25 protein-coding genes are annotated in these 21,413 nt (G+C 58.9%); 6 read left to right on the forward strand and 19 right to left on the reverse strand.

Annotated elements, in window-relative coordinates; all coding sequences use genetic code 11:
- Window positions 1–72 precede the first annotated feature (72 nt).
- The 10 genes from ACW9IR_RS15100 to ACW9IR_RS15145 all read right to left on the reverse strand — a co-directional run bounded on the left by ACW9IR_RS15100 (window position 73) and on the right by ACW9IR_RS15145 (window position 7,195).
- Window positions 73–396: a DUF3392 domain-containing protein gene (locus ACW9IR_RS15100; protein WP_003229134.1), complete on the reverse strand. Its 324-nt coding sequence runs from the start codon at window positions 394–396 to the stop codon at window positions 73–75.
- 22 nt (window positions 397–418) lie between these two features.
- Window positions 419–1,624, reverse strand: coding sequence for a radical SAM family heme chaperone HemW (hemW, locus tag ACW9IR_RS15105; RefSeq protein ID WP_102901334.1), 1,206 nt, complete (start codon window positions 1,622–1,624; stop codon window positions 419–421).
- The gene (gene rdgB, locus ACW9IR_RS15110) at window positions 1,621–2,217 is read right to left on the reverse strand and encodes an RdgB/HAM1 family non-canonical purine NTP pyrophosphatase (RefSeq protein WP_064116272.1); all 597 of its coding nucleotides are present in this window, start codon (window positions 2,215–2,217) and stop codon (window positions 1,621–1,623) included. Before rdgB ends, hemW begins: the two co-directional genes overlap by 4 nt.
- Window positions 2,214–2,648, reverse strand: a complete 435-nt coding sequence (locus ACW9IR_RS15115) for a DUF4426 domain-containing protein (RefSeq protein ID WP_102901333.1) — start codon at window positions 2,646–2,648, stop codon at window positions 2,214–2,216. Before ACW9IR_RS15115 ends, rdgB begins: the two co-directional genes overlap by 4 nt.
- Window positions 2,649–2,674: 26 nt before the next feature.
- A complete protein-coding gene (gene metW / locus ACW9IR_RS15120) occupies window positions 2,675–3,295 on the reverse strand; it encodes a methionine biosynthesis protein MetW (protein ID WP_102901332.1) in 621 nt (206 codons plus the stop codon).
- A gap of 7 nt (window positions 3,296–3,302) precedes the next feature.
- Window positions 3,303–4,442 carry a homoserine O-succinyltransferase MetX gene (metX, locus tag ACW9IR_RS15125; protein WP_093429832.1) on the reverse strand — a complete coding sequence of 380 codons (1,140 nt, stop codon included), beginning with the start codon at window positions 4,440–4,442 and terminating at the stop codon, window positions 3,303–3,305.
- A gap of 330 nt (window positions 4,443–4,772) precedes the next feature.
- Complete coding sequence (locus ACW9IR_RS15130; protein ID WP_007913642.1) at window positions 4,773–5,069, reverse strand: DUF167 domain-containing protein; 297 nt, start codon at window positions 5,067–5,069, stop codon at window positions 4,773–4,775.
- Window positions 5,066–5,656 (reverse strand): YggT family protein, encoded by a 591-nt coding sequence (locus ACW9IR_RS15135; protein WP_007913643.1) that lies wholly within the window; start codon window positions 5,654–5,656, stop codon window positions 5,066–5,068. Before ACW9IR_RS15135 ends, ACW9IR_RS15130 begins: the two co-directional genes overlap by 4 nt.
- 10 nt (window positions 5,657–5,666) lie before the next feature.
- A complete protein-coding gene (gene proC, locus ACW9IR_RS15140; RefSeq protein ID WP_457463951.1) occupies window positions 5,667–6,485 on the reverse strand; it encodes a pyrroline-5-carboxylate reductase in 819 nt (272 codons plus the stop codon).
- Between the two features lie 23 nt (window positions 6,486–6,508).
- Window positions 6,509–7,195: a YggS family pyridoxal phosphate-dependent enzyme gene (locus ACW9IR_RS15145; RefSeq protein ID WP_110718028.1), complete on the reverse strand. Its 687-nt coding sequence runs from the start codon at window positions 7,193–7,195 to the stop codon at window positions 6,509–6,511.
- A gap of 56 nt (window positions 7,196–7,251) precedes the next feature.
- Between ACW9IR_RS15145 and ACW9IR_RS15150 the strand changes: the two genes are divergently transcribed.
- Window positions 7,252–8,286 carry a type IV pilus twitching motility protein PilT gene (locus ACW9IR_RS15150; RefSeq protein WP_095049465.1) on the forward strand — a complete coding sequence of 345 codons (1,035 nt, stop codon included), beginning with the start codon at window positions 7,252–7,254 and terminating at the stop codon, window positions 8,284–8,286.
- Window positions 8,287–8,437: 151 nt separating this feature from the next.
- Here the strand turns inward: ACW9IR_RS15150 and ACW9IR_RS15155 are convergent, their stop codons facing one another.
- Window positions 8,438–9,055: a C40 family peptidase gene (locus tag ACW9IR_RS15155; protein WP_127930107.1), complete on the reverse strand. Its 618-nt coding sequence runs from the start codon at window positions 9,053–9,055 to the stop codon at window positions 8,438–8,440.
- Window positions 9,056–9,303: 248 nt separating this feature from the next.
- Here ACW9IR_RS15155 and ACW9IR_RS15160 point away from each other — a divergent pair, with 248 nt between their 5' ends.
- Window positions 9,304–9,735, forward strand: coding sequence for an NINE protein (locus ACW9IR_RS15160; protein WP_122596578.1), 432 nt, complete (start codon window positions 9,304–9,306; stop codon window positions 9,733–9,735).
- A gap of 517 nt (window positions 9,736–10,252) precedes the next feature.
- Here the strand turns inward: ACW9IR_RS15160 and ACW9IR_RS15165 are convergent.
- From ACW9IR_RS15165 to gshB, 8 genes are all read right to left on the reverse strand, one after another.
- Window positions 10,253–11,239 (reverse strand): lipid II-degrading bacteriocin, encoded by a 987-nt coding sequence (locus tag ACW9IR_RS15165; protein ID WP_457463954.1) that lies wholly within the window; start codon window positions 11,237–11,239, stop codon window positions 10,253–10,255.
- A 321-nt stretch (window positions 11,240–11,560) separates the two neighbouring features.
- Entirely contained in the window at window positions 11,561–12,832 is a 1,272-nt protein-coding gene (locus ACW9IR_RS15170) for a dihydroorotase (RefSeq protein ID WP_457463956.1), read from the reverse strand.
- Entirely contained in the window at window positions 12,829–13,833 is a 1,005-nt protein-coding gene (locus tag ACW9IR_RS15175; protein ID WP_007913665.1) for an aspartate carbamoyltransferase catalytic subunit, read from the reverse strand. The genes ACW9IR_RS15170 and ACW9IR_RS15175 overlap by 4 nt, the downstream gene beginning before the upstream one ends.
- 27 nt (window positions 13,834–13,860) lie before the next feature.
- A complete protein-coding gene (gene pyrR, locus ACW9IR_RS15180; RefSeq protein WP_457463959.1) occupies window positions 13,861–14,367 on the reverse strand; it encodes a bifunctional pyr operon transcriptional regulator/uracil phosphoribosyltransferase PyrR in 507 nt (168 codons plus the stop codon).
- Window positions 14,368–14,447: 80 nt separating this feature from the next.
- Window positions 14,448–14,885 carry a Holliday junction resolvase RuvX gene (ruvX, locus tag ACW9IR_RS15185; protein ID WP_016985972.1) on the reverse strand — a complete coding sequence of 146 codons (438 nt, stop codon included), beginning with the start codon at window positions 14,883–14,885 and terminating at the stop codon, window positions 14,448–14,450.
- Window positions 14,885–15,457: a YqgE/AlgH family protein gene (locus ACW9IR_RS15190; protein ID WP_016985971.1), complete on the reverse strand. Its 573-nt coding sequence runs from the start codon at window positions 15,455–15,457 to the stop codon at window positions 14,885–14,887. The genes ruvX and ACW9IR_RS15190 overlap by 1 nt, the downstream gene beginning before the upstream one ends.
- Window positions 15,458–15,629: 172 nt before the next feature.
- Window positions 15,630–16,529: an energy transducer TonB gene (locus ACW9IR_RS15195; protein WP_457463962.1), complete on the reverse strand. Its 900-nt coding sequence runs from the start codon at window positions 16,527–16,529 to the stop codon at window positions 15,630–15,632.
- Window positions 16,530–16,635: 106 nt separating this feature from the next.
- Window positions 16,636–17,607: a glutathione synthase gene (gshB, locus tag ACW9IR_RS15200; protein ID WP_457463964.1), complete on the reverse strand. Its 972-nt coding sequence runs from the start codon at window positions 17,605–17,607 to the stop codon at window positions 16,636–16,638.
- A 225-nt stretch (window positions 17,608–17,832) separates the two neighbouring features.
- Between gshB and pilG the strand changes: the two genes are divergently transcribed.
- The 4 genes from pilG (at window position 17,833) to ACW9IR_RS15220 (ending at window position 21,406) form a co-directional block, all read left to right on the forward strand.
- A complete protein-coding gene (gene pilG, locus ACW9IR_RS15205; protein WP_007913673.1) occupies window positions 17,833–18,237 on the forward strand; it encodes a twitching motility response regulator PilG in 405 nt (134 codons plus the stop codon).
- 60 nt (window positions 18,238–18,297) lie between these two features.
- Window positions 18,298–18,663, forward strand: a complete 366-nt coding sequence (pilH, locus tag ACW9IR_RS15210; protein WP_007913674.1) for a twitching motility response regulator PilH — start codon at window positions 18,298–18,300, stop codon at window positions 18,661–18,663.
- A gap of 10 nt (window positions 18,664–18,673) precedes the next feature.
- Window positions 18,674–19,213 (forward strand): chemotaxis protein CheW, encoded by a 540-nt coding sequence (locus ACW9IR_RS15215; RefSeq protein WP_007913675.1) that lies wholly within the window; start codon window positions 18,674–18,676, stop codon window positions 19,211–19,213.
- Window positions 19,214–19,357: 144 nt separating this feature from the next.
- Entirely contained in the window at window positions 19,358–21,406 is a 2,049-nt protein-coding gene (locus ACW9IR_RS15220; protein WP_102901324.1) for a methyl-accepting chemotaxis protein, read from the forward strand.
- Window positions 21,407–21,413: the final 7 nt, after the last annotated feature.

Below are 21,413 nucleotides of genomic sequence, written 5' to 3' on the forward strand. Positions count from 1 at the left end.
TTTGATTTGGTCTCAAGATCAAAAGATCGCAGCGTGCCGCAGCTCCTACAGTTGTTTTGTATGTACTGAAAGTCAGCGGCGGTCGGCGACTACGCCGATCAGCACCAGCACCACCAGCAGGACGGGTGCCAGGCTGTAGTTGTTGAACTGGCTCAACCCCTTGACCACCCACGGTGTGGCGTAGATCAACGCCGCGCCGCTACCGATCACGCACAGCAGTGCCATCAGCGGCACGCGCAGGGCGCCAGCGATGCTGCCCAGGCGTTGTTCGACCCAGCCTTTGAAGTCGGCGCCGAACAGCACCAGCAGGCAGCCGACCAGCGCCAGGGCGATTTCCGAGAGGTTGCTGCGGCTCCAGCGGGAGACGGTGGCGAGCAGGTCGAGTATCAAATCCATGCGTTTTCCCTTGGGACTGAAGTCAGGTCAGAAATTGTTGCAGCAAGTCGTTGAGGAACAGCTGTCCGCGCTCGGTCGCCGCCAGACGTGACGGTTCGACCTGCAACAGACCGCTTTGTTCTGCCGCTGCCCGGCCTTCGGCGAGGCTTTCCAGCGACAGGCCAGTGCGCTCCGGATACAGGCGCGATTCGACACCGGCAGTCAGGCGCAAAGCGTTCATCAGAAACTCGAACGGCATCTCGTCATTGGTCAGCGCTTTCTCGCCGGCCTGAAAGCTTTTCGCCGGGTTGAGGTAGTCCTTCGGCAAACGGGTCTTCCAGGTGCGAACGATGCGGCCATCCGGATGACTCAACTTGCCATGCGCACCCGCACCGATACCGATGAAGTCGCCGAAACTCCAGTAATTGAGGTTATGCCGCGCAGGATGTCCGGTCTGTGCATAAGCCGAGACTTCGTATTGCGCATAACCGTGTTCCGCCAGCAGCGCTTGCCCGGCCTCTTGAATGTCCCACAGCGTGTCGTCTTCCGGCAGCACCGGCGGCTGGTTCCAGAACACGGTGTTCGGTTCCAGCGTCAGCTGATACCAGGAAATGTGCGTCGGATTCAGTTCGATGGCCTGGCGAAGATCGCTCAAAGCATCGTCCAGCGACTGATCGGGCAAACCGTGCATCAAGTCGAGGTTGAAGTTGTCGAACCCGGCCTGCCGCGCCATCCCGGCAGCACGCACCGCTTCGTCACCGTTGTGAATGCGGCCCAGCGCCTTGAGTTTTTCCTGCTGGAAGCTCTGGATACCAATCGACAGGCGATTGATCCCCAGCTTGCGATACGCGACGAACTTCTCTTGTTCGAAGGTGCCCGGGTTGGCTTCCAGAGTGATTTCAATGTCTTCAGCAAACGGAATGCGCTGCTCGACGCCTTCGAGCAAACGACCAAGTGCTTCGGCACTGAACAGGCTCGGCGTGCCGCCACCAAAAAAGATCGAGCTGATTTCGCGGCCGTAAACCGCGTGCAGATCCTGATCGAGATCGGCCAGCAAGGCGTCGACGTATTCCTGCTCCGGCAACACCGGGCTGGCGGTGTGCGAGTTGAAGTCGCAATACGGACATTTGCGCACACACCACGGAATGTGGATGTACAGCGCCAAGGGCGGCAGCGTTGGCAGCGGCGCCCGAGGCGAAGAGGCGGCGCCGCCGACAATCAGCGACGACGCGGAAGAGTCACGGGTCATTTCAAGCCCAGACGCTGGCGCAGCAGATCCATTGCACGGGCGCGGTGGCTGATCTGGTTCTTGTCGGCCGGGCTCAATTCGGCGCTGGACACATCACGCTCCGGCACCCAGAACAGCGGGTCATAACCGAAACCGTGCTCGCCGCTGGCAGCGGTGAGGATGCGCCCGTGCCACAAGCCTTCGCAGAGGATCGGCAACGGGTCATCGGCGTGACGCACCAGCGCCAATACGCAAACGAACTGCGCACCGCGCTCGGCTTCCGGCACATCCTTCAGCGCGTCGAGCAGTTTGGCGTTGTTCGCCGCATCGCCCTTGCCGTCGGCATAACGTGCCGAATAGATGCCTGGCGCACCGCCGAGGAAATCCACCGCCAGACCGGAATCGTCGGCCAGCGCCGGCAGCCCGGAAATGCGCGCGGCATTGCGCGCCTTGAGAATGGCGTTCTCGACGAACGACAGACCGGTTTCTTCCGGCTCGACCTTGCTCCACTCGCCAATCGAGCGCAGTTGCACCGAGTCGCCGAGCATGGCCTGGAGTTCCTTGAGTTTGCCGGCGTTATGGCTGGCCAGTACGAGCTGCTTGATGTTCATCATTCGCCGGGAAAGAGTTCTTGGTTGAAATTGATGGTGTTGATCTTGTCGCCGTTCTGCACCTTGATTTCAAAGGTGCGGGTTTCCTGCTGAGGCACCGGATATTGGGCGATGTAGTAGATCGCACCCTGCTCGGTGACTTGCTTGAAATTCAGCGGCACGCTCTGGCTGGTCAGGTCTTTGACCGTGCCGGTGACGTTGGCGACCAGCGGTTTGCCGTCCTTGATCACCGAGACATTGATCACGCCCTGATTCTTGCTGCGGATCAGCTCGGCGGCCTTGGCGATGTCCGGTTGCAGGAACGTCGAGTTGAAGGTGTTGTAGTGCACCGTGACGTCGCCAAAGGTTTCCTTGCGCTCACCCTTGATGACGTCGGCCGCCAGAGCGCTGGCGCTCAGGCAGGCAGTCAATAACAACAACGCTAAACGACCCATGATCGTGCTCCTCGAAATGACGGGATTCAGACCGCGACTTTGTGGTCTGCAAGCTGCGGGCTGCTGACGCGGTAGATACCGATCTCACCTAACAGATTAGGCCATAGCTTACTGGCCCACCCGTGACGGTGCTGTTGATCCACGGCAAGCCGATCAATGACCTTCGCATCACGTTCGCGGCAAAGTTCTTCAAAGTCTTCGAAGGTGCAGAAGTGGATGTTCGGCGTGTTGTACCAGGTGTACGGCAGAAACTCGGACACCGGCATGCGGCCCTTGCTCGCCAGATACCAGCGGCAGCGCCAGTGACCGAAATTGGGGAAGGTGATGATGCATTGACGGCCGACCCGGAGCATTTCGTCGAGGATCTTGTCCGGGTAATGCACGGCTTGCAGGGCCTGGGTCATGACGACGACGTCGAAACTGTTGCTGGCGAAGTTGCCCAGTCCCTTGTCCAGATCCTGCTCAATGACGTTGACGCCTTTGGCCACGCACTGGGCGATGTTGTCGGCGTCGTTTTCCAGGCCATAACCGGTGACATTCTTGTTGTCGCGCAGCCAGGTCAGCAGCTCGCCGTCACCGCAACCGAGGTCGAGGACGCGGCTGCCGGCGGGGATCCATTCCTGGATGATTTCCAGATCAGCTCTCATGGCTTTCTCACAACGTGATGCGGTTCATGTAATTGCCGAACGCCTGCAAGTAGCGCGGGATCGGAATCAGGAAGGCGTCGTGGCCCTGCGGTGCGTCGATTTCCAGATAACTGACGTCTTTGCGTGCCGCCATCAGCGCATCCACCAGTTCCCGCGAACGGGCAGGGGAGAAGCGCCAGTCGGTGGTGAACGACATCACGCAGAACTTGGCTGTAGCGTTCTCGAAGGTTTTCGCCAGGTTATCGTCGAAGTTCGCCGCCGGATCGAAGTAATCCAGTGCCTTGGTCATCAACAGATAGGTGTTGGCGTCGAAGCGTCCGGAGAACTCTTCGCCCTGATAACGCAGGTAGCTTTCGACCTGGAACTCGACACTGTGGAAGTCGTAGTTGAGCTTCTCGCTCTTGAGGCCACGGCCGAATTTCTCGCCCATCGAATCGTCGGACAGGTAGGTGATGTGCCCGACCATCCGCGCCAGCATCAGCCCGCGCTTGGGGATCACGCCCGCTTCCTGGAACGAACCACCGTGGAATTCCGGGTCCGTGAGGATCGCCTGACGCGCCACTTCGTTGAAGGCGATGTTCTGCGCCGACAGCTTCGGTGCCGAGGCGATGGCCAGGCAATGACGCACGCGATCCGGGTAAGTGATGGTCCATTGCAACGCCTGCATACCGCCGAGGCTGCCGCCAATCACCGCCGCCCACTGGCCGATGCCGAGCAGGTCAGCGAGACGCGCCTGGCTGTGCACCCAGTCTTCCACGGTGAGCACCGGGAAATCGGCGCCGAACGGTTTGCCGGTCTCAGGGTTGATGCTGCTCGGGCCGGTGGATCCATTGCAGCCGCCCAGATTATTCAGGCTGACCACGAAGAACTTGTTGGTGTCGATCGGTTTGCCGGGGCCGATGCAGCTGTCCCACCAACCGGGTTTGCGGTCGTCGACGCTGTGGTAGCCGGCGGCGTGATGATGGCCGGACAAGGCGTGGCAAATCAGCACGGCGTTGCTCGCTTGCGCGTTCAGCGTGCCGTAGGTTTCGTAGATCAGGTCATAGGCGGCCAGCGAGCGGCCACAGGCCAGCGCCAGCGGATCGCTGAAGTGCGCGGTTTGCGGCGTCACCAGACCAACAGAATCGGGGGGAAAGGCAGTTGGCATCGACCCTGCTCTCGTTGAAATGAGGCGTAAGTCTAAAGACCGGGGGGGTTAGCGGCAAGCGGCCCTCACCCTAGCCCTCTCCCAGAGGTAGAGGGGACCGACCGAGGTGTTCTTTTGAGCTACACCGACCTGATCTATCGAGTTGAACTCAGGTCTTGAAAATTACCCAAATCAGGTTCCTCTCTCGGACGGAGAGGGAGCTGATTGGGGTTTATGTTCGAGATATGCCGACGTGGGATATCGAGTTGAACTCAGGTCTTGAAAACCACCCAAATCGGCTCCCTCTCCAGGGGGAGAGGGCTGGGGTGAGGGGCACAGACGCCGCCAAACTCAAGACAAGCGCCCAACCAACCCCGGCAAATCCGGCAACTTCTTCGGCGAACAAATCTTCACTCGCTTCTGCCGGTTCAACTCGCCACTGAGCAAGCTGACCTGGCTCTTGGAAACCCCAAACGCCTTGGCCAGAAAGCCCATCAGATAAGCATTGGCCTTGCCCTCGACCGGCGGCGCGGTCAGGCGGATCTTCAAACGATCACCGTGCAGCCCGGCGAAGTCATCGCTGCGGGCTGCCGGTTGCAGGTGACACTCGAGGATCAAGTCGTCACCGTCCCATCGAAACCAGCTCACATCAGCAGACGGAGGATTTCCGGCATCATCGTCATCGCCGCCAGATTGTTGATCACCAGCATGTCGATCAGTTTCAGCGCGAGGAAGGCGAAGATCGGCGACAGATCCAGACCACCGAGATTCGGCAGAAAGCGGCGGAACGGCGCCAGCGCCGGCTCGCAGATCTGGTTGACCAGTTCTGCGCCCGGATTGTGGCTGCCCGGTGCAACCCACGACAGAATCACGCTGATGATCAGGGCGAAGAAGAAGATCTTCAGGAACAGCGCGGTCACGCCGATCAGCGACCAGATAAACAGTTGCAGCGGATTACCGGTGGTGCCGTAAGTCAGCAACAGGGTCAGCGCCATCAGCGCCAGTTGCACCAGAATCGCCAGCACCAGCGACGACATGTCCAGACCAAACAGGCTCGGAATGATCCGGCGCAGTGGTTTGAGCAGTGGCTGGGTCGCTTTGACGATGAACTGGCACAGCGGGTTGTAGAAGTTCGCCCGTACCAGTTGCAGCACGAAGCGCAGCAGCACGATCAGCAGGTACAGACTGCCGAGGGTTTGCAGCACGTAAACCGCTGCGGTGTTCAATCCAATCATGTAAGGCTCCTTATTTGCCCAGTTGTTCGGCCATTTCGGCCGAGCGGTGCGCGGCGGCGCCGAGTGCGGTTTCGACCAGGGCTTCAAAGCCATTGGCCTGGAATGATTTGATTGCAGCTTCCGTGGTGCCATTTGGCGAAGTCACGCGGCGGCGCAGTTCGGCCGCGTCGACATCGCTGGAAACCGCCATGTGCGCGGCGCCCAGTGCGGTTTGCAGGGTCAGTTGTTCAGCGATGTCCTTCGGCAGACCGAGTTTGACGCCGGCGGCGGTCATGGCTTCGATCAGCAGGAAGAAGTACGCCGGACCGGAACCAGACACTGCGGTCACCGCATCCAGTTGCTGTTCTTCGTTCAGCCACAGGGCGATGCCGACGGCGGACAGCAGCTCTTCGGCTTGCTGACGTTGCTCGACGGTTACTTCGCTGGTCGCGTACAAACCGCTGACGCCCTGACGCAGCAGCGCCGGGGTGTTGGGCATGCAGCGCACGATCGGCTGCTCGCCAAGCCACGCGGTCATGCTCGCGCAGGTAATACCGGCAGCAATCGACACCACCAATTGATTGGGTTTCAGGCTTGGGCGAATGGCCTCGCATACGGCTTTCATCGCCTGCGGCTTGACCGCCAGCACGATCACATCGACGCCGTCGATGGCCTGGGCATTGTCGGCGAAAGTTTCGATGCCGTGCTCGGCACTGACTTTGGCGCGGGTTTCTTCACCCGGGTCGCTGGCACGGATCTGTGCGGCTTCCAGGCCCTTGGCGCGCAGGCCACCGATCAAACTGGCCGCCATGTTGCCCGCACCGATAAACGCAATACGTGTGTTGCTCATGTGTGGTCCTTATCTGGAATCGTTCAAGACTGGGAATAATCACGGGCGCCAAACAGGGCGGTACCGATACGAACCCAAGTGGCGCCTTGGGCGATGGCCGACTCGAGGTCGTGACTCATGCCCATGGAAAGTGTGTCGAGCGGTAGTTCGAGGCTCGCTTGCAGCTTCTGCACGGCGGCGAATGCCGCGTCCTGCTCGGCGCGGTCGTCGGTTGGCTCGGGAATCGCCATCAAGCCGCGCAGTTTCAGGCGCGGCAAAGCGCTGATGGCAGCGGCCAATGCCGGCAGATCGTCAGGCGTGCAGCCGGACTTGCTGGCCTCACCGCTGACGTTGACCTGAATACAGATGTTCAGCGGCGGCAGTTCAGCCGGGCGCTGTTCGGACAGACGTTGAGCGATTTTCAGGCGATCCACGGAATGCACCCAGTCGAAATGCTCGGCAATCGCGCGAGTCTTGTTCGATTGAATGGGGCCGATGAAGTGCCAGATCAAGGGCAGGTCGGCCAGTTCGAGCTGTTTGCCCAAGGCTTCCTGCAGGTAGTTCTCGCCAAAGTCGCGCAGGCCGGCGGCATACGCCTCGCGCAGCGCTTCGGCGGGTTTGGTTTTGCTCACGGCGAGCAACTGGACGCTGTTTTCAGGACGGTGTGCGGCTTGGGTCGCGGTCTGGATGCGCGAACCAACGTGGGAAATGTTGTCTGCTATCGTGGACATCAAGAGGCGCCAGCGGTCTGAAGGTTCGCGGCATTCTACTGGAATTGAGGAGCGCTATGGATATCACTGAATTGCTGGCCTTCAGCGCCAAACAGGGCGCTTCCGACTTGCACCTGTCGGCCGGTCTGCCGCCGATGATCCGTGTCGATGGTGATGTGCGGCGGATCAATCTGCCGGCGCTGGATCACAAGCAAGTGCACGAACTGATCTACGACATCATGAACGACACCCAGCGGGTCGACTTCGAGAAACATCTGGAAACTGACTTTTCCTTCGAAGTCCCCGGTGTCGCGCGCTTTCGGGTTAACGCCTTTAACCAGAACCGTGGCGCCGGGGCGGTGTTTCGTACGATTCCGTCGAAGGTGCTGAGCATGGAAGACCTCGCCATGGGCGACGTCTTCCGCAAGATCACCGATGCCCCGCGTGGGCTGGTGCTGGTCACCGGGCCGACCGGCTCGGGCAAATCGACCACACTGGCGGCGATGATCGATTACCTCAACACCCACCGTCATCACCATATCCTGACCATTGAAGATCCGATCGAGTTTGTTCACGAATCGCGCAAATGCCTGATCAATCAGCGTGAAGTCCATCGTGATACCCGCAGTTTCGCCACTGCGTTGCGTTCAGCGTTGCGGGAAGACCCGGACGTGATTCTGGTCGGTGAGATGCGTGACCTGGAAACCATTCGCCTGGCGCTCACCGCAGCCGAAACCGGGCATCTGGTGTTCGGCACGCTGCACACCACCTCAGCGGCGAAAACCATTGACCGGGTGGTCGACGTGTTCCCCGGTGACGAGAAGTCGATGGTGCGCTCGATGCTGTCGGAGTCGTTGCTGGCGGTGGTCTCGCAGACGCTGATCAAGAAGATCGGCGGCGGACGGGTGGCGGCGCACGAGATCATGCTGGGCACGTCGGCGATCCGTAACCTGATCCGTGAGGACAAGGTCGCGCAGATGTATTCGGCGATTCAGACGGGGGGATCGTTGGGGATGCAGACACTGGACATGTGCCTGAAGGATCTGCTGACCAAGGGCTTGATCAGCCGCGAGCATGCGCGGGAGAAGGCGCGTACGCCGGATAATTTCTGAGGAAGATTTTCGGTGTTCTCACCGGCCCTTTCGCGAGCAAGCTCGCTCCCACATTTGTTTGCATTCCTTCAATTGGAATGCTTTCACCTGTGGGAGCGAGCTTGCTCGCGAAGAGGTCAGTGCTGGTGATACACGTTGCGGATCAGTCGGCTTAGCGCTGAACCACGCGCATCTGGCTTTGTTCTTTCGGCAACACACGCTTGGCAACCACGTAATGCTGCTGCCAGTACGGCTTGTTCAGCGTATCGATGCTCACCGCTTTGCCACGACGTGGCGCGTGGATGAAGCGATCGTTGCCCAGGTAAATGGCAACGTGGTTGACCCGACGGCTCTTGATGTTGAAGAAAATCAGATCGCCCGGCTTGAGATCCTTACGCTCGACTTTCTCGCCGTGGCCGCTGGCCATGGCGTTCGAGGTGCGTGGCAGGTCGAACGTGGCGTCGTTGAACGCGTATTTCACCAAACCGCTGCAATCGAAACCTTTACTTGGGCTGCTGCCGCCCCAACGATAAGGTGTACCGAGGACGTTTACCGCACGGCTCAGCACATTGCTGCTTTCCTTGCTCGCCATCGGTGGCACCAGCTTGCTGTGGCTCTTGCTGCTCAGCGTGGTGGTTTTGCCTTTGCTGCTTTTGCTCGAAGGAGCCGAAGCATGGGATTTAGGGGTAAAGCCGTTGACGTTGGGAAGACGTTGCTCACGATTGGTGGCGTGGGCGGCCAGTGGCATTAATAGGCAGATGGTTAGCCATGTCTTGAAAAATGGTCGCATTAGGCGTGGCTCTTCAGTGATAGCGCGCAACTTTATAACAGAGTTTTTTTTCATTCCGAGTCCGTTGGTCGATTCAGTTGACAGCCAACGGAACCAAATAAGCGGCAAATGGACGCAATTGTCGGACAGAAGTCAGGTGCTATAAGGCTTTGACGGTAGCAACGGTAACATTTGCCGTACGTCGGCTACCTGTAAAAAAGTCACAAAGAATTCAAGAATATTTATCTATCGCGTGAATCGAGGTCTTCATGAACCCCTATCAACAATTTGTTCAGCAGCAAGATACGCACAGCAAAATCATCGGCTATTTGCTGTGGATTTTCGGTTTTACCGGCGCCCACCGCTTCTACTACGGCAAGCCGGTGACCGGGACGATCTGGTTTTTCACCTTCGGTTTGCTGGGTATTGGCTGGCTGATCGACCTGTTCTTGATCCCGGCAATGGATCGCGAGGCGGATCTGCGTTTTACCGCCGGGCCGATCGAGTACAACGTGGCGTGGATTCTGCTGACGTTCCTTGGCGCGCTCGGCGTGCACCGGATGTATCAGGGCAAGTGGATCAGTGGCCTGATCTATCTTCTGACGGGCGGGTTGTTCTTTCTGGGGGTGTTGTATGACTTCTGGACGCTGAATGATCAAGTCTCGGTGCGCAACGCGCAGAATCGCGGTGCTTTCCAGTAAACATGAGAGACTTGCCAGACCGCTTAGACGAACGGTTTGGCAAGTTACTCAAAGAGCTGTTTTGCTAATGTGTTATTTAGATTGGGCAAATGTGCTTACCTGAAAAGCGATAAACGTGATTGCGCTAGCAACGTAAAATATTGCGATTACCGCATGGTTCGGTATCGACCAATAAACAATACTTCCCACAAGAATCACCAGTGACACCGTGGCAAGCAAATATGCTGGTATTTTTCGGATTAGACTTGCAGAGAAGCGAGTGCGTGACTTTCGCAATAATAGAATCTGCATTAGGTGGTTAAGTGTCAGTGTCAGCCATATAGCAAACATTACGCTAATGGGGATGCCGATTGAATCTTGTTTGGCATCGTATATTTGCGCCTCGAGATTTTTAGTGAGTATGAGTGCGCCGGTGCAAAATGTGACTGCGAGCAAAATGAGATACGTACAACTCGAAAATTTATAGAATCTCTTCATTTGAGCTCCACTGAGCGGGCGTCGAAGATGTTATTAAACTCTACGGGGTCGGTTGAAAGCCAGTTCCGGTGAGCCGTATTTTTTGCTCGCCGAAAATATCGATCTCGTAATGCGTTCCGGAGAATACTCTACCGGCTGTTGTTAAGACTTCAAGCGCTGTTGATCTGTTGCTGGCGTCGAAATCATAAGTATCGGTATACGCTTTGACGACGCCATCGAAAATCCAGGATCCTTGTACATCTCGCGTGAAACTTCCTTCCATGCTCAACGTTATTCTTCCTAGGTAAGCTCCGGTGACGTTGCTGTCATTGATGGTTGCGTAAGGGATCTTCGGATCAGATAAATAATAGGTACCGGCCTCTCTGGTGCTGGCAATTGAATTGGCCAGTAGCGGCAGTTCGTTGGCCCTGACGTTCAGGCCGATATTGTTAATGCTCACTCTCATCCTCTCCCCGTTCCCCCACAGGTAGTGGGCGAAAGCTTTAATCGGGCTGAAAGTGCCTCCCGATAACTCGGTAGTCAATGTTTCGTAATTTAAATTGTATGGAGCTGTCGCTGAAACTTTGATCAGTGCTTCTATCGGGCTCAGTTTCTGCTGCGCAGCAAATGCATCGGCCAAACTGAAATTTATAATCTTGTTCTTAAAGTAGCCGTGGCTAATAACAGCGGCGCTGTTGAGTAGGTAGTTATCGCTTTCAGTGATTCTCCACAGGTCACGAATACCTCCCAGAGCATCGTTATTTATTGCCTTGTTCACCATTTGGAGCTCATAGGTGAAAGCTTTGATGCCAGATTTCATTTCCAGCCAGGAATGGAACATATCCATTTCCGCTGAAGACAACACAGGCCCATCGCTTAAGGGGAGTGCGTAGGTTTGACCATCATGGTTGATAATGGCTTCTCCAGCGCCCTGCCAATCTGCCGTGGCGTAGGTTCCCCAGCTAAAACCATGGTTAACTGTAAAGCCACCAGAATTCCCTGTTGTGCCCCTGGTGACGATAGGTGGAAGCGTAAGTCCATTTTTCATATGTTCCTCCTTTTTTGTAATTGTCGTCCTTTTTGCAGGTTTTATATTAGGGGGGCGTATTAAAATTGGATATGGGAATTTTGTAGTCTGTTTCTGATTGTGCCGAAGTTATTTTCGTAGGAAAGAAAGGTGTCGGAAATTTCTTTGTGGCTCGCGTGCCTTTTCCTACACCTGTTGATGGAGGGCAAATAGCGGGTATTAGACGAGTGTATGTGCTGGTTTAGAAAAGGAGCTGAGCGGGATTTTAGTAATTAGACAATTTGGTGTTACTAACCGAAGTCCAACAGATCGCAGCCCACTACAGGCTGCGATCATTAGAGTTTACGCCTGGTGACTGATCCGCCCATCCACCAGCGTGTAGCGAACCACACCCGGCAAAGTGTGCCCAATGAACGGGCAGTTCTCACCCTTCGACAACCAGTTCTCACCGGCCACCGTCGAAGCCTGCGGATCGAACAGCACGATATCCGCCGCCCCACCCACCGCCAGTTTGCCAGCCGGCAGACGTAGCGCTTCAGCCGGGCCTGCGCTCAAACGCGCCAGCAGCGTTGGCAGATCGAGCAAACCATCCTCAACCAGCGTCATCGCCAGCGGCAGCAGCAGTTCAACACTGCTGATGCCCGGCTCGGTCGCGCCGAACGGTGCCAGTTTGGCGTCACGTTCGTGCGGCTGGTGATGGCTGGAGATCGCCGAGACGACGCCGGATTTCACCGCTTCACGCAGGCCATCACGGTCAGCACGCGTACGCAGCGGCGGTTGCACGTGATACAGGCTGCTGAAGTCGATCAGCGCTTCGTCGGTCAGAATCAGCTGATACAGCGCGACATCCGCCGTCACCTTCAAACCACGCGCCTGCGCCTGAGCGATCAGGGCAACACCGCGAGCGCTGGTCAACTGGCTGAAGTGCGCACGCACGCCGGTCTGCTCAACCAGTAGCAGGTCGCGGGCCAATGCCACGGTTTCAGCGGTTTCCGGAATGCCCGGCAAGCCGAGGAAACTGGCCACCGCGCCTTCGTGAGCCAGACCACCTTCGGCCAGATCGTGATCCTGTGAGTTGAAGATCACTGTCAGGTCGAAGGTCGCTGCGTATTCCAGCGCCCGGCACAAAGTGCGGGTGTTGCGGAAACTCTCCAGACCATTGCCGAACGCCACACAACCAGCGTCGCGCAACGCCACCAGCTCGGCCAGTTGCTCGCCGTCCTGACCTTTGCTCAGCGCGCCAATCGGGAAGACTTTGGTGTTGCCGGCCTCACGGGCACGGTCGAGGATCAGTTCGGCCACGGCGGAGGTATCGAGCACCGGTTTGGTTTTTGGCGGGCAGCACAGGCTGGTCACGCCACCCGCAGCGGCGGCGCGGGTTTCGCTGATGATCGAACCTTTGCGGCTGTAGCCCGGCTCGCGCAGTGCAACGTTCAGATCGACCAGGCCCGGAGCGGCAACAAGGCCTTGGGCGTCGATGGTTTCCACTGCCGTGAAACCCGCTGGGGCCGCGCCGAGGGCGACGATCTTGCAGGCTTCAACGTGAATATCGGTGATTTGATCCAGGCCGCTGCTTGGATCGATGACGCGTGCGCCGAGAATGCTGAGCTTCACTGGGCGTTCTCCTGCTCGAATTGACGCTGCGCGGTTTGCCCGCTCATGGCCATGGACAACACGGCCATACGAATCGCGATGCCGTAGGTGACCTGGTTGAGGATCACCGAGTGCGGGCCGTCGGCCACGGCGGACTCGATCTCCACCCCGCGGTTGATCGGCCCCGGGTGCATGACGATGCAATCGGGTTTGGCCCCGGCCAGACGCGCAGTGGTCAGGCCGAACAAGCGATAGAACTCGCCTTCGCTCGGCAGCAGGCCGCCGGTCATGCGCTCCCGCTGCAGGCGCAGCATGATCACCACGTCGACGTCCTTCAGGCCTTCGGTCATGTCGGTGTAGACCTTCACGCCGTATTGCTCGATGCCGATCGGCAGCAGGGTTTTCGGCGCGATCACGCGGATGTCCGGGCAACCGAGGGTTTTCAGCGCGAGCATGTTCGAGCGCGCGACCCGCGAGTGCAGGATGTCGCCAACGATGGCCACCGAGAGGTTTTCGAAACCGCCCTTGTGCCGACGGATGGTGAGCATGTCGAGCATGCCCTGCGTCGGGTGCGCGTGACGGCCGTCGCCGCCGTTGATGATCGCCACTTGCGGGCAGACATGCTCGGCGATGAAGTGTGCGGCGCCGGAATCACCGTGGCGCACGACGAACATGTCGGCGGCCATGGCTTCAAGGTTGCGCAGGGTGTCGAGCAGGGTTTCGCCCTTGCTTGCCGACGAGGTCGACACGTTCAGGGTGATCACGTCCGCTGACAGCCGCTGGGCCGCCAGTTCGAAGGTGGTGCGGGTGCGCGTGGAGTTTTCGAAGAACACGTTGCACACGGTCTTGCCGCGCAGCAACGGGACTTTCTTCACCGCCCGGGCACCGACTTCGAGGAACGAGTCGGCAGTGTCGAGGATTTCCGTCAGCAACTCGCGGCGCAGGCCGTCGAGCGAGAGGAAGTGGCGCAGCTGGCCCTGATCATTGAGCTGCAGCGGGCGCTTGGTATCTAGAGGCGTCATCGCGAAGGGGACTCTCAATAGGGCGGATTAAAGGTTGAAGTCTTGCAGTTCGAGCGTCAGCGGCTCGGGGCCGGACAGCTTCACCCGTTCGTCAGCGGCCAGCGACAAGGTCGCGCCGACCACGTTGGGGCGGATCGGCAGCTCACCGGCGTCGAGGTCCAGCAGGCAGACCAGGGTCACGCTGGCCGGGCGGCCGTAATCGAACAATTCGTTCATGGCGGCGCGGATGGTGCGGCCGCTCATCAACACATCGTCAATCAGCACCAGATGCTGGCCTTCGATCTCGAAGGGCAGGGCGGAAGGGCGCACTTGCGGGTGCAGGCCGTTCTGGCTGAAGTCGTCGCGGTAGAAAGAAACATCCAGCGTGCCCAGTGGCGCGTCGCTGCCCAGTTCTTTGAGCAAGGCCTGCGCGACCCAGATGCCGCCGGTGCGGATGCCGATGTAACGCGGTTCAGTGATTTCACGCTGGGCAAGGTGCGCCTTGAGGCGGGTTGCCATCTGGCTGATCAGATCGGCGGGATTTGGCAGGCTCATGGTTGCTCCTTGTTGGGGGCGAGTCGGATCCTTGGACACGACTCGGTTTTTCACTCAAAAGAAAAGCGCCGAAGCGCTTGTCAGGATTCAAACAATGCAGTGTTTTCATCGAGCCAGCCCTGCAACAGCAGAGCGGCAGCGATGGCGTCCACCGGGTTGTCGCGGTAACTGCCTTTCTGACCGCCACGGGCCAGGCGCTCGCCCTTGGCTTCAAACGTGGTCAGGCGTTCGTCGTGGGTATAGAAGGGCAGATTGAAGCGGCCGTTGAGGCGGCGGGCGAATTTCTCCGCGCGCAGGCACATGTCGCTCGGTGTGCCGTCCATGTTCAACGGCAAGCCGACGACAACGGCGTCTGGCTTCCATTCTTTGATAAGGGCTTCGACCTGGTTCCAGTCGGGAACGCCGTTCTGTGCCTTCAAGGTGCACAGCTCGCGAGCCTGGCCGGTAATCACCTGGCCGACCGCGACGCCGATCTGTTTGGTGCCGTAGTCGAAGCCGAGAATCAGGCGCAGGGCCATCAGGCGTGACCTGCCTGGCTGGTCAGCAGGCTGAGGTTGATCCCCAAATGCCTGGCCGCCGCTTCGAGGCGCAGTTCGCTGCTGGTGTTGAACAGGATGTCGGCGTCGTACGGGCAGTTCAGCCAGGCGTTATCGGCGAGTTCCGCTTCCAGCTGCCCGGCTTCCCAACCGGCGTAACCGAGGGCAATCAGGCTTTTCGCCGGGCCGACGCCGTCCGCGATGGCGAACAGCACATCCTGCGAGGTCGACAGGGCCAGATCACCGTCCAGTTGCGCGGTGGCCTGGAAGGTCTTGCCCGCCGGGTGCAGGACGAAGCCGCGATCTGTCTGCACTGGCCCGCCGATAAAGATCGGTACGTGCTGGCACAGTGCTGGCGGGTCGATGTCCGGGCGCAATTGCTCAAGGATGTCGGCCAGGTTCAGCTCTTGCGGCCGGTTGACCACAATCCCCATAGCGCCATTGGCCGTGTGCTCGACGATGTAGGTCAAGGTGTGGGCAAAGTTCGGGTCGGCCATGTGTGGCATGGCGATCAGGAATTGATGCTTGAGGTAGCTGGGGCTGACGTTTTTCATGTGCGCTAGTGTGGCGTCGAAGGGGCAAACTGACAAGCTGAGGATCAGAGAACAACGCAGATCAAATGTGGGAGCGAGCTTGCTCGCGAAGGCGTCAGGTCAGGCAACATCAATGGTGCATGTGCCGGCCTCTTCGCGAGCAAGCTCGCTCCCACAGGGGTTCTGTGGTGTGTCAATTGCTGGAGAGTTTGTCGCCCCGGGCGAATTTCCAGGTACGAATGATTTCCAGCCGATCGATATCCGACAAGTCCCCGGTAAACGGGGCAAACGGTGCCGCCAGTCGGACAATGCGCTGCGCCGCCTGATCCAGCAGCGGCTGGCCGGACGATTCCAGCACCAGCACTTCATACAGCGATCCATCGCGATTGATCGAAACCATCAGGCGCAAATTGCCGTAGATCTGCTTGCGCCGTGCTTCTTCGGGGTAATTGAGGTTGCCGATGCGCTCGACCTTCTTGCGCCAGTCGTCCTTGTACCAGGCGCCCTTGTCGCGCATGGTCGACGCCGCGCTCAAACGGTGAATACGCGGGCGTTTGGCGTACAGCTGTTGTTCCTTGGCCAGTTCGGCTTCGAGGCTGGCGATGTCGCTGGACAGCTGCGAGCTGTCGAATTCCGGCGCGTCGACCGTCGGTTTGACTTCGGTCTTGCTTTCTTCTTTCTTGGTCGGCGCTTTTTTCGGTTTCGGCGCGACGGTGGTCACTGCAGCCTTGGGCGCGGCCTCCTGCACTTCCGGCTTGGCGGCCGGTGGCGGGGTGACTTTCTTGACCTGATTGTCCTGGAACGGCGCCACTTCAGTGGTCTTGGGGATCGTCTTCTTGTCCAGCGTGCCGCTGCCTTCCTGATGCTCTTGGGCGAGAAAGTCAGCCTTCTCCGGCTTCTTTTCGCTCTTGAAGGTAGCGAGGGTGATTTCCAGGGTTTTGCTGATTTGCTTGGGCTCGACCATCGTGAAACCGACGCCGAGCAGCAGCGCCAAATGGATCAGCGCCGCGAGGAACAGGGTAAAACCGAGGCGATCGGCCGGGCGCACGCCACGGTGGGCGAGTTCTGCGGGCAGATCGGACGGGAGGGTCATGACAGAAAAACCAACATCGCGTTTTTAAAGGCACGGCATGATAACGCAATGTTGGTTTTTAGCTGCAAGCTTCAAGCGGCAAGCGACAAGCTGCTCACCGCTGGCTTCAAGCTTGCTGCTTGCGGCTCGAGGCTTGCAGCTTGCTTTCAATGGCATCCATCAGCATGCCGCCGATATCGGTGCCAAAGGCATTGTCGATTTCACGGATGCAGGTCGGGCTGGTGACGTTGATTTCGGTGAGGCTTTCGCCAATCACGTCGAGACCGACGAACAGCAGGCCTTTTTCACGCAGGGTCGGGCCGACCTGGGCGGCGATCCAGCGATCCTTGTCGGTCAGCGGACGCGCTTCGCCACGACCACCGGCAGCCAGGTTGCCTCGGGTTTCGCCCTGCGCCGGAATCCGCGCCAGGCAGTAATCCACCGGTTCGCCGTCGATCATCAGGATGCGTTTGTCGCCGTCCTTGATCGCCGGCAGGTAAGCCTGGCCCATGATCTGCTGGCCACCGAGGGCGGTCAGGGTTTCGAGAATCACCGACAGATTTGGATCGCCTGCGCGGTGGCGGAAAATCGAAGTGCCGCCCATGCCGTCCAGTGGCTTGAGGATCACGTCGCCGTGCTTGGCGGCGAATTCGCGCAGCACGTCGGCGCGGCGGCTGACGATGGTCGGCGGCGTGCACTGTGGGAACAGCGTGGCAAACAGTTTTTCATTGCAGTCGCGCAGGCTCTGCGGCTTGTTCACCACCAGCACGCCAGCGGTTTCGGCCTGTTCGAGCAGGTAGGTGGAGTAGACGAACTCCATGTCGAACGGCGGATCCTTGCGCATCAGGATCACGTCCAGATCGCTCAGCAGGTTGTCCTGCTCGTCGTCCAGTTCGAACCATTTTTCCGGGTTGGCGAAGACTTTCAGCGGCTTCATGCGCGCCCGAGCCTGACCTTCACCCTGATACAGGTCGCGCTGTTCCATATAGAACAGTTCCCAGCCACGCTTCTGCGCGGCCAGCAGCATGGCCAGCGAGCTATCCTTTTTATAGGAGATGCTGGCGATAGGGTCCATGACAATCCCGACGCGAACGCTCATTGGGTTTTCCTCGAAAATTGGCTACCGGATCGGTATTGAAAAAGTGCCGCCAGAGTGGCGCCGGGCGGGTTTTCGGTCAAGGAAAAACCCGTCGATAGATTGCATCTGGAGACTGTGCTAAAAAGGCTGCCAAGCGGTGCTGGCCCTTGAACATCAAGGGTTTCCAGCCATTACTCATCGCAAAACGGACAATTTGATTCGCAAAGGCGACGGTAGAGCCCTCTTATGGAACAGCAGTCCAGCGCCTTGAAGGTCATGGTGATCGACGACTCGAAAACGATTCGTCGCACCGCCGAAACCTTGTTGAAGAATGTCGGGTGCGAAGTGATCACGGCGATCGACGGTTTCGACGCCCTGGCCAAGATCGCCGACAACCATCCCGGGATCATTTTTGTCGACATCATGATGCCGCGTCTGGATGGTTATCAGACCTGCGCTTTAATCAAGAACAACAGTGCGTTCAAGGCCACGCCGGTGATCATGCTGTCATCGCGTGACGGGCTGTTCGACAAGGCCAAGGGGCGGATTGTCGGTTCTGATCAATTTTTGACCAAGCCTTTCAGCAAGGAAGAACTGCTCAACGCGATCCAGGCCCATGTTCCGGGCTTCGCCGCCGTTTTGCCGCAGTAAGACACGTACAGTGACGTTCGGCCAGCGGGCCGGGGGTCGACAAGAAAAATGGGGAAAACCATGGCACGTATCCTGATCGTCGATGATTCGCCGACTGAAATGTACAAACTCACCGGCATGCTCGAAAAGCACGGCCATGAAGTGCTGAAGGCCGAAAACGGCGCCGACGGCGTGGCCCTGGCCCGTCAGGAAAAACCCGACGCCGTGCTGATGGACATCGTCATGCCCGGCCTCAACGGTTTTCAGGCGACCCGCCAGTTGACCAAGGATGCCGATACCAGCCACATCCCGGTGATCATCATCACCACCAAGGATCAGGAAACCGACAAGGTCTGGGGCACCCGTCAGGGCGCCAAGGACTACCTGACCAAACCGGTCGACGAAGACACCCTGATCAAGACCCTGAACAACGTGCTCAAAGGCTGATCGCGCGACCATGAGCGAATCGCTGACCGCGTTCGAACTGCTCTGGCAAATCGACCAGCGCTGCCGCTTGCTGGCGGCGGACCTGCCGTCGCAACCGGCGCGCCAGGATCGCTGGAGCGGCATCGGCTTTCGCCTCGGCGAGCATTGGTATGTGGCGCCCATGGGTGAAGTCAGCGAAGTGCTGCACGAGCCGCGCTTCACTCAGTTGCCCGGGGTCAAGCCATGGGTCAAAGGGGTGGCTAACCTGCGTGGGCGGCTGCTGCCGATCATGGATTTGTGTGGTTTCTTCGGGCATGAACTGTCGCCGTTGCGTAAACAGCGGCGGGTATTGGTGGTCGAGCATGGCGATGTGTTCGCCGGGCTGATGGTCGATGAGGTGATTGGTCTGCAGCATTTCGAGCAGGACAGCTTTGAACCGATTTCGATCAGCAAGCGCCAGGGCTCCAAGGCCGAGTTCGTCAAAGGCTATTTCCGCCGTGAGCAGAACTGGCGGGTGTTCAGCCTGTTTGCGCTGGCCAAATCCCCGGTGTTCATGAGCGTCGCGATATAGCCGTTACAACAAAGACCCCTTGTAGGAGTGAGCCTGCTCGCGATTCAGGCACCGCGGTGTATCAAGTACACCGCGTTATCGTTCAATCGCGAGCAGGCTCACTTCTACAGGTTCTACCGGTGAGCTTCAAACAGGCGAGGACCGATGATAAAAGCAAAAACAGGCAAGCCGGCGGAAGGATCGCGCAGTCGCTCGCAGATCATCGTGCTGTTCATCGCACTGATCGTGTTCATCATGCTGCTGTTCGCCAACTTCGCGTACCTCAACACCCAGGCGAACTACGACAAACAGTACATCGGCCATGCCGGTGAACTGCGCGTGCTCTCGCAACGCATTGCCAAGAACGCCACCGAAGCCGCTGCCGGCAAGGCTGCCGCGTTCAAGTTGCTCAGCGATGCGCGCAACGATTTCGCTCAGCGCTGGGGTTACCTGAAAAAGGGCGACCCCGCCACCGGCCTGCCGCCAGCGCCGGCCACCGTGCGCCCGGAAATGCGCGCCGTGCAGCTCGACTGGGAACGCCTGCTGAAAAACACCGACGCGATTCTCTCCAGCGAACAGACCGTGCTGTCGCTGCATCAGGTCGCCGCGACTCTGGCCGAAACCGTACCGCAGTTGCAGATCGAATACGAAAAAGTCGTCGAAATCCTCCTGCAACGTGGCGCTCCTGCCGCGCAAGTGGCGATGGCCCAACGTCAATCGCTACTCGCCGAACGCATCCTTGGCGCGGTCAATACCGTGCTCGCCGGCGACGAAAACTCGCAGCAAGCCGCCGATGCCTTTGGCCGTGATGCCACCCGTTTCGGCCAAGTGCTCAACGGCATGCTGCAAGGCAATCCGACGCTGAAAATCAGCCAGGTCGAAGACCGTGACGCCCGTGCCCGTTTGAGCGAGATTTCCGAGCTATTCCAGTTCGTTTCCGGCTCGGTGGATGAAATCCTCGAAACCTCGCCGGAGCTGTTCAAAGTCCGTGAATCGGCGAGCAACATCTTCAGCCTCTCGCAAACCCTGCTCGACGAAGCCTCGCACCTGGCCACTCGCTTCGAGAACCTTGCCGGCGGGCGCAACACCGACACCATCGGCGGCTATGTCCTTGGTTTGCTGGCGCTAGCCTCGATCATCCTCATCGGTCTGGTGATGGTCCGGGAAACCAATCGCCAGTTACGCGAAACCGCCGAGAAGAACGAGCGCAACCAGAACGCGATCATGCGCCTGCTCGATGAAATCGAAGACCTCGCCGACGGCGACCTCACCGTGACCGCCTCGGTGACCGAAGACTTCACCGGCACCATCGCCGACTCGATCAACTATTCCGTCGACCAATTGCGCGATCTCGTCGCGACCATCAACCTCACTGCCGGCCAGGTTGCCGCAGCGGTGCAGGAAACCCAGGCCACCGCCATGCATCTGGCCCAAGCCTCGGAGCATCAGGCCCAGCAGATTTCCGAAGCCTCGACGGCGATCAGCGACATGGCCGAATCCATCGATCAGGTCTCGGCCAACGCCGCCGAGTCTTCAGCGGTAGCCGAGCGCTCCGTGGAAATCGCCAACAAGGGCAACGAGGTGGTGCACAACACCATCCACGGCATGGACAACATTCGCGAGCAGATTCAGGACACCGCCAAACGCATCAAGCGCCTCGGCGAGTCGTCGCAGGAAATCGGCGACATCGTCAGCCTGATCGACGACATCGCCGATCAGACCAACATCCTCGCCCTCAACGCGGCGATTCAGGCGTCGATGGCTGGTGATGCCGGGCGCGGTTTTGCCGTGGTCGCCGATGAAGTGCAGCGGCTGGCCGAGCGTTCGTCCGCTGCTACCCGGCAGATCGAAACCCTGGTGCGGGCGATTCAGACCGATACCAACGAAGCGGTGATTTCGATGGAACAAACCACCACCGAAGTGGTGCGCGGCGCGCGACTGGCGCAGGATGCCGGTGTGGCCCTGGAAGAAATCGAAGGCGTGTCGAAGACCCTCGCGGCGCTGATTCAAAGCATCTCCAATGCAGCGCAGCAGCAGACGACTTCCGCCGGGCAGATCTCGCTGACGATGAACGTGATCCAGCAGATCACCTCGCAGACTTCGTCCGGCTCCACGGCCACCGCCGAGAGCATCGGCAACCTGACGAAAATGGCCAGTCAGTTACGGCGTTCGGTGTCCGGCTTCACCTTGCCGGCGGCGACAGATAAAGCGTGAGTGGAGT

The sequence above is a fragment of the Pseudomonas sp. SDT291_1_S447 genome (genome assembly GCF_054070155.1).